The organism is Humisphaera borealis, assembly GCF_015169395.1.
Taxonomy (GTDB): domain Bacteria; phylum Planctomycetota; class Phycisphaerae; order Tepidisphaerales; family Tepidisphaeraceae; genus Humisphaera; species Humisphaera borealis.
On sequence record NZ_CP063458.1, the window covers coordinates 756,243 to 768,769 of the forward strand.

11 protein-coding genes and 1 tRNA gene are annotated in these 12,527 nt (G+C 61.9%); 4 read left to right on the forward strand and 8 right to left on the reverse strand.

Going from position 1 to position 12,527, the window contains the following annotated elements; genetic code table 11:
* Positions 1–57 precede the first annotated feature (57 nt).
* The 4 genes from IPV69_RS02895 to IPV69_RS02910 form a co-directional block, all read right to left on the reverse strand.
* Positions 58–1,419 carry an HlyD family efflux transporter periplasmic adaptor subunit gene (locus IPV69_RS02895; RefSeq protein WP_206293412.1) on the reverse strand — a complete coding sequence of 454 codons (1,362 nt, stop codon included), beginning with the start codon at positions 1,417–1,419 and terminating at the stop codon, positions 58–60.
* A gap of 52 nt (positions 1,420–1,471) precedes the next feature.
* On the reverse strand, positions 1,472–2,224 hold the full coding sequence (locus tag IPV69_RS02900) for an ABC transporter ATP-binding protein (RefSeq protein WP_206293413.1): 753 nt from the start codon (positions 2,222–2,224) through the stop codon (positions 1,472–1,474).
* Positions 2,225–2,424: 200 nt separating this feature from the next.
* Positions 2,425–3,573 carry an ABC transporter permease gene (locus tag IPV69_RS02905; protein WP_206293414.1) on the reverse strand — a complete coding sequence of 383 codons (1,149 nt, stop codon included), beginning with the start codon at positions 3,571–3,573 and terminating at the stop codon, positions 2,425–2,427.
* Positions 3,570–4,280, reverse strand: a complete 711-nt coding sequence (locus IPV69_RS02910) for a TetR/AcrR family transcriptional regulator (protein WP_206293415.1) — start codon at positions 4,278–4,280, stop codon at positions 3,570–3,572. Before IPV69_RS02910 ends, IPV69_RS02905 begins: the two co-directional genes overlap by 4 nt.
* Before the next feature lie 256 nt (positions 4,281–4,536).
* Here IPV69_RS02910 and IPV69_RS02915 point away from each other — a divergent pair, with 256 nt between their 5' ends.
* A complete protein-coding gene (locus tag IPV69_RS02915; protein WP_206293416.1) occupies positions 4,537–5,301 on the forward strand; it encodes a class I SAM-dependent methyltransferase in 765 nt (254 codons plus the stop codon).
* A gap of 18 nt (positions 5,302–5,319) precedes the next feature.
* Here the strand turns inward: IPV69_RS02915 and IPV69_RS02920 are convergent, their stop codons facing one another.
* The 4 genes from IPV69_RS02920 to lepB form a co-directional block, all read right to left on the reverse strand.
* Complete coding sequence (locus IPV69_RS02920) at positions 5,320–5,694, reverse strand: YkgJ family cysteine cluster protein (RefSeq protein ID WP_206293417.1); 375 nt, start codon at positions 5,692–5,694, stop codon at positions 5,320–5,322.
* A gap of 203 nt (positions 5,695–5,897) precedes the next feature.
* Positions 5,898–7,190 carry an SGNH/GDSL hydrolase family protein gene (locus IPV69_RS02925; RefSeq protein WP_206293418.1) on the reverse strand — a complete coding sequence of 431 codons (1,293 nt, stop codon included), beginning with the start codon at positions 7,188–7,190 and terminating at the stop codon, positions 5,898–5,900.
* A gap of 205 nt (positions 7,191–7,395) precedes the next feature.
* A complete protein-coding gene (locus tag IPV69_RS02930; RefSeq protein WP_241179959.1) occupies positions 7,396–8,247 on the reverse strand; it encodes a sugar phosphate isomerase/epimerase family protein in 852 nt (283 codons plus the stop codon).
* Positions 8,248–8,497: 250 nt separating this feature from the next.
* On the reverse strand, positions 8,498–10,294 hold the full coding sequence (gene lepB / locus IPV69_RS02935; protein WP_206293420.1) for a signal peptidase I: 1,797 nt from the start codon (positions 10,292–10,294) through the stop codon (positions 8,498–8,500).
* Positions 10,295–10,590: 296 nt separating this feature from the next.
* Between lepB and IPV69_RS02940 the strand changes: the two genes are divergently transcribed.
* The 3 genes from IPV69_RS02940 to IPV69_RS02950 all read left to right on the forward strand — a co-directional run bounded on the left by IPV69_RS02940 (position 10,591) and on the right by IPV69_RS02950 (position 12,328).
* Positions 10,591–11,592, forward strand: a complete 1,002-nt coding sequence (locus IPV69_RS02940; protein WP_206293421.1) for an SDR family NAD(P)-dependent oxidoreductase — start codon at positions 10,591–10,593, stop codon at positions 11,590–11,592.
* Positions 11,593–11,594: 2 nt separating this feature from the next.
* Positions 11,595–12,038 (forward strand): DUF1810 domain-containing protein, encoded by a 444-nt coding sequence (locus IPV69_RS02945; protein WP_206293422.1) that lies wholly within the window; start codon positions 11,595–11,597, stop codon positions 12,036–12,038.
* 217 nt (positions 12,039–12,255) lie between these two features.
* A tRNA-Lys gene (locus IPV69_RS02950) sits at positions 12,256–12,328 on the forward strand.
* Positions 12,329–12,527: the final 199 nt, after the last annotated feature.

The following is a 12,527-nucleotide window of genomic DNA, read 5'->3' on the forward strand; positions in this document are numbered from 1 at the left end:
CACGCCTCGCCGAGTTGCCCTCCGTGTCTCCGTGCCTCCGGGGTGATCTGCGTCTTCTTACGGCTTTGTCGCTGGCTGCGTTGCGCCCCGCTCTTCATCGGCTTTGACGGCGTCGATGAAGACGTCCATCTGTTGGCCGACATAAGCCTTGAGGTCTGACGGGTTGAACGCATAGATGATCTGCAACACGCGGGTATCCACGCGCTCGGAGCTGTCACCGGTCAGGCTCTTCTTGGGGATCACATACGGCTCGATCGCCACGAACCGCAGCTTCGCCTGGCGTCGGCTGTCGCCGCGAATACTGGCGACGGCCTCAGCATCCGGGCGGACGCGCATCGCTTCATGCTCGTCCACGTCGACGCGAATATGCAGCACATCGGTCTGGCCGACGAGCATCAATGGAGTTTGCAGGACGCCGCTCGGGGCGTACTCGCCGGGACGAACCTTCACCTGCAACACAGAACCCGAAACCGGTGCGCGGACGGTGAGCCGATCGATCTCGGTCTGCGCCTTTCGCACCTCCGCCTCGGCGGATTGCAGTTCGGCCTGGGAGATCGCGATGTCCGGTGCCCAAGTGCCGGCGTTGAGCTTCTTGAGCGTCGCTTCCATGCTCCGCACTTTCGCGGCACCTGTTTCCATCATCGATTTGCGGTTGGCCAGCTCCTCGGGCGCGACCGCCGAGGCGTCCTCGACACTGGACCAGCGAACGAAGTTTCGCCTGGCCATTTCGTACGACGCTTTGGCCTCGTCGAGCTGCGCCGTGGCGACGAGCAACTCCTCGGAACGCGTGCCCTCCAACGCCTTGGCCAGTTGCTGACGTGCCTGTTCGGCGGCGGCCTTTCTGACGGTCAGCTCTGACCGCGCTTGGCGATCGTCGATCTTAAACAGCGCCGTCCCCTCCAAATCCCAGATCGAGAGATAAGGCCGGCCGGCGATGATTTTTGCGGCACTGGCGTCATCCAGGCCGGGCAGGGCGGCGAGCTGTTCCCGGCTGGCGGTGTTGATGTTCAGTTTTGATGCAACCGGCGCATTGAGATCCAGATGCAGGTCCGCCGGGCGGGTCGCCGGCTGAGTGAGCGGGGCGGCGACGATCATCTCATCGAACTGCTCGTCGGCGCGGCCGGTGGTGATGAGCGATGAGATTCGCCGAACCATCTCGTGCGGCAAGCCCGCTTTGATGGGGTCGCCCACGCGGGCATAGACGTCGGTCACAATCCCCGCGATTGGGGTGCCGATCGCAATGTTTTCTGTCGCCGCCTCGATGATGCCTGACCCGGCAACGTATCGCTGGAAAGGCGGCTTGGCCGGCTCGGCGACCGGCGGAGCGACCTTGGGCGGCTTGTTACCCGCGCGGACCATGAAGATCGCGAACAGAACGCCGCATGCGGCCAGGACGGGGAGAATGTATTTGCGGATCATGAAAAACCTCGGACAAATCAGTGCTTTCGCATCTTCCCGACGCTTCAATCCATCAAAGTTCGTGAACCGACGTCACGATCTTTTCGATCGCGCCATCGTTCATTTTCGCAATGCGGTCGGCGAAGGAGAAAATTCGGCTGTCGTGCGTCACGATCATCAGCGCCTTGCCGTCGCCGAGCGCCAGCTCGCGCAACAGCTCCATCACCTTATGCCCGGTCTCGGCGTCGAGGGCGCTGGTGGGTTCGTCGCAGACGATCAGCTTCGGTTCGTGCACCAGTGCACGGGCGATCGCCACCCGCTGCTGTTGACCGCCTGACAGTTGCGACGGGCGCGCCTTGGTTCGGTTGCCCAGCCCAACCCGCTCGAGCATCGCCGCGCCGCGTTCGATTGCTTCGCCGCGCTTCACGCCGTTGATCAGCAGCGGCACGGCGGCGTTTTCGGCTGCGGTCAGGCTGGGAAGAAGATTGAACGCCTGGAACACGAACCCGATCGTCTTCCCGCGGTAGCGCGTTTTGTCGCCGCCGGCCATGTGCTTGAAGTCGTGGCCGAAGACACGGCAGTCCCCTTCGTTCTGGTCGAGAATGCCGGCGATGACGGAAATCAGTGTCGTCTTCCCGCACCCGCTGGGACCGACCAGCATCAGCAGTTCACCAGTCGAGACGGTGAGGTCAACGCCGCGCAGCGCCACGACCATCGCCTGGCCGTCACCGTAGGTCTTGGTGACGCCGCGACAGGCGACAGCGACGGACGGATCGTCCCAGGGTGTCTGGGCGGGAGCGTAGTTGAGGGATGGCGCTGTGGACATTGGAGTAGTGGGTCAATGACAAATGACAAATGACGAAGTTCGAATGGCGAATGAAGCACCAAGACTCAAATCTGAGATTTCAAATCTCAGACCTTAAATCTCAGATCAGTGCCTAACCTCCAGGCTTTTCCTTCGAACATTCGATCATTGGACATTCGAGCTTTACTCGTCATTCGAATTTCTTCATTCGTCCTTCGAACCTAGGCTTTAAACACAATCGCCGGCTCCAGCCTCAGGACCTTCAGCATGCCGAACAGTCCGGCGACCATGCAGCAGGCGATGACAGCAACCGCACCGACCACGGGGATCTGCCACGCCATATGAAACGCCAGTCCACCAGCGGCAAACGCGATGCCGCTGAGGCTCGCGAAGCCCAGGCCGATTCCATAGCCGACAAGGCCTACCACGCAAACCTGGATCACCAGCATCCTGAGCACCGCGGCATTGCTGGCACCCATCGCCTTGAGCGCTCCGAAGTGCCGGATGTTGTCCAGCACGAAGGTGTAGAACGTCTGGCCCGCCACCAGCAGGCCGATGACGAACCCGAGCCCGATGGTCATGCCGAAGTTCACGAGAATGCCGGTCTTGTCGATGATGTAGGTCGCCGCGTCCCACTGGAAGTCGGCGGGGGTCCGGGCGTCGAGACCGGTCTTCTGGCGGATCAAGCCGGCGACGGTGGCGCGGTCAACGCCGGGCTTGAGCTTCACGAGGACAAACTGCGTCTGCTTGCGCTCCGGCGGGGCCATCGCCAGCGCCCGACTGTAGGTCGTATAGATGACAGGTTCCCAGAAGAACTCAGGCGTGGCGCGATATGTGCCCGCAATGATCGCCTCGTGGTCGTTGAGGGAGATGCGCTCGCCCACGTTGATCGCTCGTTTGTCCAGCAGGGTCATCTTGAGCTTGTCGGCCAGGTCGGCGTTATTGACGAGCACGGCGCGGTCCTGCCGCAGTACCTCAAGTGATCCGCCGACCACTTCGGGCGGGCCACCGGCGAGGGTGGCGTCATCCAGACCGATGACCCGGCTCTGAATCAGTGTGCCATCGGGAAGTCGGCACTTGATGAACCCCTTGTATAGCGGCACGGCCGCTTCGACGCCTTCGATGCCGCGAACCCGGCTCAGCGCGGTGTCACTCAGTGGCTTGATGTCGTCGGCAAACAGAACCTGGGGGTCCATCACCCACAGGTCGGCCCATTGCAGGTCTCGCACCCACGATCCGGTTCGCATGGAGTAGCCGGTGAAGATCGACGCCTGCTGCGTGATCAGCAGCGCGGCGAACGCCACGCCAGCCACCAGGGCGATGTACTTCAGGCGATCGCCGACCAGCATTTTCAGGGCAACCCACATCATGGCTTGGCCTCCGCGTGAGCGGCAGATGCGACCCTCAACCGTTCGAGATCGGCCGGCGGGTAGTTTGCCGGCTCGCGGGCGACGCCGCGGACCAGCGACCAGACCATCACGTCAATGCGGTCGGCGACGGTTGCCCATTCGATCCAGGGGTCATCGTGCAGTGTGATCTGCAGCGACGTCACGCCATGCACGCCGGCCCACATGGTTTGCGCGACCAGGTGCGTATCGGTGAGGCCGTCGCGGAGCATGCCCCGGGCGGCGGCTTCCACCACGCACTTATGCAGGTACGCGTAGCCGTCCTCGGCGGGGTCGCCCTTCTTGGCCAGCTCGGCGCAGGTCAGCTCGTCGCCGAGGGCGGCGGCCTTGCTGGTCATGAACATCAGGCGGTAGTGGTTCGGGTGCTGAAGCCCGAAGTGGATGTACCCGGTGCCGATCGCCGCGATGCGGGCGAGCGGGTCGGTGATCTGGTCTGCCTCGAGGCAGATACCAGCGAGCGCCTTGAAGTCTTCGTGCGCCAGCTCCCGGAACAGCGCCTCTTTGTCGGCAAAGTGAACGTAGATCGCGGCGGGGGTGTACTCGATCGCCTCTGCGATCTTGCGGAGCGAGACATTGTCAAACCCATGATTGGCGAACAGTTCACGTGCCGCATCCATGATCTTGGTGCGGGTGGCGTGGCGTTCGCGTTCGCGGCGGTCTTGAGAAGCCATGGCTGCCTCGGTGAACAAAGAAAATATAGTGAACAGTGTTCAGTAAGTCAACATTGTATACTTATTTATCGGTGTGCATACGTGGGGCTTGAATGAACGGTGCGGGCTGGTCGTCCGGAAACTGGAACGCCAGAGGTTGCCGGCATTGAGCGAGCCCGGCATTCGACCGAAAGCCTTCAATAGCAAAAAGGCGATTTCGTAACCCGTCCTCTGTCAATCAGCCGGTTGTCCTGCCATGTCGAAAGTCCGATCTCTCATGAAGCGTTGCCGTACCGGCATTGACGGATTCCGTCACCTCGTCCGCTGGTACGAACCCGAAGACAAGCTCGCCCGCGACGCCCAGGCCTACTGGGACGAACCGCCGGCGAGCAAACGCGATCTCTACGCCCATTGGAAGTCCGGCTTTGAGGACGCCAGTACATGGCAGGCGATCGGGCGGGAAAACTTCGACACGTTCAGGACGTTTGCCCGTTCAACCCAGCTCGCGATGCCAATGAAGACGACCGTCGAGTGGGGTGTGGGCGGTGGAGCAAATGCGCTGCATTTCGCCGGGGCGGCCGAGCAATTCTATGGCGTTGACATCACTCAGCCGACCCTCGACGAGTGTGCCAGGCAGTTGACTGCAGCCGGCGTGACGAACTTCAACCCCGTCCGTATCCAGGTGACCGAGCCGGAGTCGGCATTGTCGGCGATTCCGGCAGGTTGCGACGCGTTCGTCAGCTTCTACGTGTTCGAACTTTTCCCCTCGCCCGCGTATGGCGTGCGAATTCTGAAGATCGCGAACCAGTTGCTCCGCCCCGGGGGAATGGCGTACATCCAGATCAAGTACACGACGAACCTCGCCACCCGCTCGCGCCGGTGGGGGTATCGCTTCGGCGTCGCCAACATGACGACCTACCGGCTCGACGAATTCTGGGAGACGGCCAAGGATTGCGGCTTCACCCCGCACGCGATCCATCTCATGCCGAAGCAGCCGCTCGTCCACGACGAGCGATACGCCTACTTCGCGATGACGAAGTAACCGTCGCTGGCGACGAGCCTACGCCGATTCGAGCATCTCACGGACACGCGGATTCAGATCGATGAACCGCGTGTGCTTCCCCACGCCATGACGATTGAAATGGCCCGTGCATTCGAACTTCCGGCAGGAGAGCGGCCGGTCTTCGTAAATCTGGCAAAGATCGTCGTCGCCAAGGAAAATGCACCGGCCGTCGCGGTAGGGGAGGACCTTCTCTACGACGACCGCGCCGTCGTCACCGGTGACGGCGAGGTCAATCGCCCAGGGACGAAATCGGCGTCGTTCGTCGTCGGTCTGGAGCAGGACCGACCAGTCATGTCCATTCTGCTTACAGCACGCCGCGTAGCAGCGGTTGCAGGGGCTGGGGCCGACAATGGCGAGGCGGATGTGGGGCATGGTTATGCCATGCCAATTCAAGCGGGATGCAACACACCCACTGGCGCTACATCGCAACCTGATTTTGGGTGGCATGGGCAAGTGTACTCACTTGCCCGTGACGATCGGAGTCCGGCGTTCGGCACGGGTAAGCGGCGTAGTACCGTTACCCGTGCCAAACACTCGCAGAACTGCTTACGCGTACGGTATTCGCAGGTAGTCGCTTACTCCTCGATCTTGATCGTGTGTTTCACCGGCTTTACCGACGCGGTAACGGCGGCCGGCATCGGCTTGTACTTGGCCAGCATCGCCGATCGCAGCTTGGCGAACGTTTCCTTCTCGTCCGGCAGGAATCGCTCGTAGTCGGGCAGGCCGTGCAGCATCGTCTTGATCAGCGGTGTTTCGAAGTTCTGCTTCTTCTTCACCGCCTCGTGAACGGCCTTGAACGGCTCGGAGAACGGGTTGTCGAGGAACTCGGCGGCAAGGTTGATGCCCTTCGCCAGGTCGCCGGCGGCAAACTCCTTCGTCTTCGATCCCCAGGTCACACGGGCGCGATCCTTCTTGAGCCCTTTGACAACCAGTGTGAAGCGGTTGAGGTCCTGGTTGAACGGCAGGAACTCGATCACGCCACGAGTGGACGAGGTGCTCTTGAGATCGTCGCCGGTGAAGCAGAAGGGATAGCGGGTGCTTTCGACTTCAAAGGCGCCGGACGCGGCCGAGACGACCTTGTGCCCGTCGGATGCCACAGCGGCGTTGTTGGTCATATCAACGATCACGGAACCGACATTGCCATCGGCACCCAAGCCTTTGAGAAAGGCGTACGCCATCACGAGGTGGCCGTTGGCGTCGGGGTGCACGCCGTCGCCGCCGCCGACGTGATACGCCGGTCCGTACTTCGCCTTGCCCTTGGCCATGACGTCGAGCATCGGAGACAGCACATCGGCGAACGCGACACCTTCGGCGGACGCGACTTCCTTAGCGATGTCGCGCAGGCCGCCGAGCGTCTTGTTGTACATCGCCGAAGCCTCAGCGGCCTGCGTCGGGTTTTTCGCATCGCGGCGGAAGGTGTCGGTATCCACGCCGCCGGGCGAACCGACAACGATGAACCGCACGCCAGCCGCCTTCATCTTCTTGACGATTGCCGTCTGCGCATCGCGGTAGCGTTTGGCCTTGGCGTCGTCCATCGGCGAGTAGCCGCCGTCGTTCATGCCGTAGCAGGTGGTGGCAACCTTGACGCCGAACGGGACGAAGTCATTGTCCATCCGTCCGAGGAAGCCCCACGAGGTTTCGCCGCTCCAGCCGAACTGGGTGGCCGTGATTCCCTTGACGGGCTGGCAGGCGACGAGGTAGGCCTCGATAAACGCCGAGTACTGCTTCTGCTCGGTAATCGAGTCGCCGACGATCGCGACGTAGTCGCCGTCGGCGAGCTTCCCGGACTCTGCGGCACGCGCCGGCATGAACGATGCGAAGACGATCGAAGCCGTGAAGGCAAGGCGATGAAGTGTCGACAGTTTCATGGTGTTGTCTCTGTTTGGTGGTGCTTCAAGGGTTGTCGTCTCGAGGTACTCCGAAGGACCTCGCAGCGATGAGAGAAAAGCGATCGACGTCGGACGGCCATCTTCGGTCCGTGGACGTATCGCGCTTTTCTCCCGTCGCAACAAGGTCCTTCGGATTACCTCAGGATGACAGGTGAATGAAATCGGCGGCGCGGCTGTGTAGCGCTTACGCCTTGGCCTTCTTCACCGCGTCCGCGACGGCCGCGAGCGACTTCTGGATCGCCGCAACCGGCTCCTTGCCTTCGTATTCGATGAAGATCGGCTTGCTGAACTTCTCGGCGAGAAGGAACTTGACCAGGCCCGGGACGTCGAGATTCGCCGTGCCGGCGGGGACGTCTTCCCACTTGTTGTTGCCTTCGAGCTTCTTGAAGTCCTTCAGGTGCAGTGCGTGCAGACGGTCCTTGAACTGCATGCAGACTTTGACAGGGTCTTCGCCGGCGCGGATGAGGTGGCCCGTATCGGCGCACAGGCCCAGCCGGGTGCTGCGGCCTTCAAAACCCTTGGCGAGCACGTCGGCCGTCGGCCAGGTGCTGCCGGGGCCGTGCGGATGAATCGCGAGGGTGATCTTGTATTCCTCGGCGAGCTTGTCGATCTGTTCGAGCACGCCCTTGTCCGTCGGCGGATTGCAGGAGAGGTTTTCCAGGCTGTAGGTCTTGGCGATGTCGAACAAGGCGCGATTGGCCTTCTCGTCCTTGCCGAAACCGACCACGCCGTAGCTGACCATCTTCACGCCGGCGTCTTCGAGCATCTTCAGATTGGCGGTCGGAGCGCGGCCGGCGGTGTGGGCCGGGTAGCACTCGACATACTTGAGCTTCAGGTCGTTCTTCATCGCGTCGAGCATCTTCTCGAACGAGCGGTCGCGCAGGCTGTAGCTCTGGATGCCCATCTTCAAACCGCCGTAGATGTCGGCGTCGTCGGCGAGCAGGGCCGAGGCCCGCGGCCCGGCGATCGCGACACCAGCCATGGCGGCCGAGAGTTTAAGGAAAGAACGACGGTCCAAACGCGGAGCGGTATTCATGAGCGGGGTTCCTGCAGGGTTGGAAAAACGAGCGCGGGCATCGTCGCTCGCGCCGGCTTCAGAGTGTACCAGCGTGGCTGGTACTTCGTTTGCGGTGATAAGACTTAGCCACGAATCTCGCGAAGAAAGCACGAATCAGGGATGGACGAAGGGAAGTGAACGCAACGCTACCTCTCCCTGGGTTCTCGGCGTCTTGGCGTTCGTCCAACGATTCGTTCCTTTTTCGTGAGATTCGTGGCTAGTCCCCGACTCAGTGAATAAACCGCATTTCCCCAAAGTTCGGGATCAGCCCCCAGCTCAGTCCAGGCGGGCGATAGCCGGCCGGCCAGTACACGAAGAACGCCTTGCCCAGCAGGAATCGTCGGGGTACGCGGCCGGCGGCGACCTCCAGGCCTTCGCCGGCCAGTTCTACGGGTTTTTCCCACGCGCGAGCGTCGTAGCTGATCCAGGGGTTGTCCCCCATGACGAAGAACTCGTCGTCCCCGAGCACCATGATGTTCCGCGGGCTCGCCGCCTTGCCGATGCGTCCTTTGCTTTCGTCATTGACGTAGAACAAGTCACGCCAGAGCGAGACGTGTTCCAGCTTGCAGGTCTGGCGTTCGGCAGACATTTCCACCCGCGGCTCGGCACCGGCGAGGCGACCCAGGTGTTCGGCTTCCACCAGCCTGGCGATCGCTTCGCCCGTCGGTTTGAAGTCGTCGCCGGTGCTGGCGACTTCCTTGCCATCGACACGCAGGGATACGCGGTAGTCGACGCTGGTCAGGTCCAGGCGCACCGGGCCGCTTCCAACGCCGAGGCCAGGCAGATCCACTGGCGGATAGGTTTTCACGGTGTCGCCGTTCTCGCGCTTCCAGATGATCTGGGCTTTGCCGGGCGTCAGTCGGGCGACGAACACGTCGCTGCGTTTCGACATCGTCATGTCGAATGCGCCATCGCCGGCCTGGCGGGTGTAGAAGCAGGTCAGCCGCAGGTCGGTCACGGTGTTGCGTTCCTCTGCCACCATGGACTGTGCGAAAAGCGTGCCCTCGCGGTTGGACCGCACCTGGTCGTACGCCAGGAAGTCGGTCATCGCGAACGGTTGCCGTCGGCTTGAAGGACCGGCACCCTCGGGGTTGGGGTTGGCGTCGGGGTTGAAACGGATCGTCCCGCCGGCGGCGCTATTGGAGAAGGTGAAAACGCGCGTCCGCCCGTTGACCGCAGGATCCTGGCCGACGTTCCATCCGTTGGCGTTCGGAGCGGAAGGGACCGTACCGGTGGTGTCGATCTGCCAGGGCTGCCTCCAAGGCGTTTGCGACCGGATGTTGTCCGCCAGGTGGGGCAGGTGGTCGTTGTCGTAAACCACTCGCCACAGGGCCTCTTGCGCGTGGTTCGGCTTGCTCTGGATATTGAAGGACTTGTAGTACTCGCGGCGGATCAGATCGTCGTTCAGGTCGCCCGGAGGCTTGGCCGTGCTGACGTAGATGTCGCCGTCAACCATCATCACGCTTTCGCCCGGCCGGCCGATCAGCCGTTTAATGTAATTGGTCGTATAACGTGCCGCGTTTTCGACGACGTCCGGCGCTTTGAAGACGACCACGTCCCACCGCTGGGGCTCGGCGATCAGGTAGCGGTACTTCAGGACCAGAATGCGGTCGCCGTAGTGCACTGGGGGCTGATTCCGCGTATCTGGTACCGGCTGTGCGCCCGGTGGCCCGGCGGGCACCGAGAAGCCGCAGTTCGGGCAGTAAATGCCGAAGTTCAGCTTCTGAGGCGCATTCGGCGGGACGCTCAGGTCGGATCCGGTGGGGTAGTTGACCGTGTATTTGTACCCGCAGTCGGCACAGGTGAAGTGCATGTGCGCCCCGAGCAGGGTGGGCGCCATCGACCCGGTCGGGATGACAAACGCCTCGACGACAAACGCACGGAACACGAACGCGAGAATGAACGCGACGAGGATCGACTCGACCGTATCCTTCACGCTGCCTTCCGGATGGGGGCGCGGCTTGGCGTCGGCCATCGCAGCCGGCGGAGCGGGAACGGCACGCTGATCAGATCCGACATCGGGCATGGCGGGAGTCTAAACGGAAGCGGGGCGTTTGTCCTTTGGCCTTTGTCACTTGTCACTTGTCACTTGTCACTTGTCACTTGTCACTTGTCACTTGTCACTTGTCACCGGCCAAGTCCGGCTGCTACACCTTGACCAGTGACCAGTGACCAGTGACCAGTGACCAGTGACCAGTGACAAAGGTCTCTTCAAGATTTCCCCAACATCTGTCCGATCCCACTTGCAGAGTTCTCGATTTATCGGACGCTATGTCCCGGACGGATTACCCGACGCGTAAGCGTCGCCTTGCAGGATTTGCTATGAACGGCCAGACCATTCTCGTTACCGGTGCCGCCGGGTTTATCGGTTCCCACTCGGCCGAAGCGCTGATCGACCTCGGCTATAAGGTCGTGGGAGTGGACAACTTCTGCGACTTCTACGACCGATCGTGGAAGGAAATGAACCTCAAGAGCGTCGGCCCCGGGATCGACGTCGAGGAAATCGACATCACCGACGGCGCAGCCATCGACCGCCTGGTCGGCAAGGCCAAGCCTGTGGCGATCCTGCATCTTGCCGCGATGGCGGGCGTGCGGCCGAGCATCGAACAGCCCGCGTACTACGCACGCGTGAACGTTGAGGGCACCACGCACCTGCTGCAGGCTGCGGTCAAGCACAAGGTGAAGAAGTTCCTGTTCGCCAGCAGTTCAAGCGTGTACGGCAACATGAGCAAGGTGCCGTTCCAGGAGGAAGACGCCGGCTACGAGCCCGTCAGCCCCTACGCCGCCACAAAGCGGGCCGGCGAGTTGCTCTGCTACACGTTCTGGCACCTGTACAAAATGCCCACCTTCTGCCTGCGGTTCTTCACCGTTTACGGCCCCCGGCAGCGGCCCGACCTGGCGATTCACAAGTTCACTCGGCTGATTACCAGGGGCGAACCCGTTCCATTCTTCGGCGACGGCACCACCAGCCGCGATTACACCTTTGTCGAAGACACCGTCAGCGGCATCATGAAAGCCCTGGAGCACTGCGACCGCTATCGGGTTTACAACCTCGGCGGTTCCGACCCGGTCACGCTCAAGGATCTTGTCGAAGAACTGCAACGCGCCATCGGCAAGACAGCCATTCTGGACAAGCGACCTTCGCAGCCCGGCGATGTCGAACGCACCTTCGCCGACCTGACCCGCGCCAGCAGCGAGATCGGCTACAAGCCCAGCGTCAGCCTTGCGGAAGGGCTTAAGCGGTTCGTCGAATGGTTCAAGCAGTACGGCCACCTTTACAAGCTTCCCGGCGAACAGTCGGCGGAGAAGCCGACGGTGGCGTAGTCATGACGAGCGATTCGGACCAGCGATTTGATCTCTCCCGCTTCATCGAAGCGCAGGAGCCCATTTACGCCGACGCACTGGCGGAGATCCGCGCCGGGCGGAAGCGGTCGCACTGGATGTGGTTCATCTTTCCCCAGATCGCCGGGCTGGGCACGAGCCAGACGTCGAGACACTTTGCGATCAAAGGCTGGGCCGAGGCCGAGGCGTATCTTGAGCACCCGCTGCTCGGCCCGAGGCTGGATGAATGTTCCCGCGCCGCGCTCGATGTCGAGGGAAAGTCGGCGAACGAGATCTTCGGTTCGCCGGACGACATGAAGCTCCGATCTAGCGCGACGCTGTTCGCGGCTGTATCCGGCCTCGATTCAGTGTTCGGCCGCCTGCTGGAACGTTTCTTCGAAGGCGAACCCGATCCGACAACGCTGCGACTGCTGGATGAATCGCGCTGATCCGCCAATCCGCCGCGCCATGCGAGTATCGAACGCCGGCACCAGGTGGCGGCGAGCAAGCCCGGACGATTCGCTACTGCTGATCAGCGCCACTTGTGCAAACTTTCCGACTTCGGTTTTCAACTTTCGCATTTCCCCCCACTGCCATTGAGTGCCGCCGACAAATGCCTATGATTCCACGCCCTCGCAGGCCGGGCGTTTAGCGGGTCTGCGTGCGGAGCTGGTAGCTCAGTTGGTAGAGCAAGCGACTTTTAATCGCTAGGTCGCGGGTTCGAATCCCGCCCAGCTCATGGTTGTTTGAAGGTTTTGGGGGGCAAGTCGGTTTGGGGGCAGATCAGCGACACACGAGCCAAGTTGGGAGCGGCGGGGGGCCAGACGTTTGTTCGGCTGAACGGGCGTGGCCACATTCGACCACGATAGGTGGCAAATACGTGACGGGCCAAGTGTCTGACGCCGCGACGCAGTGCTCTACCTTCCTGCGTGAAGCCC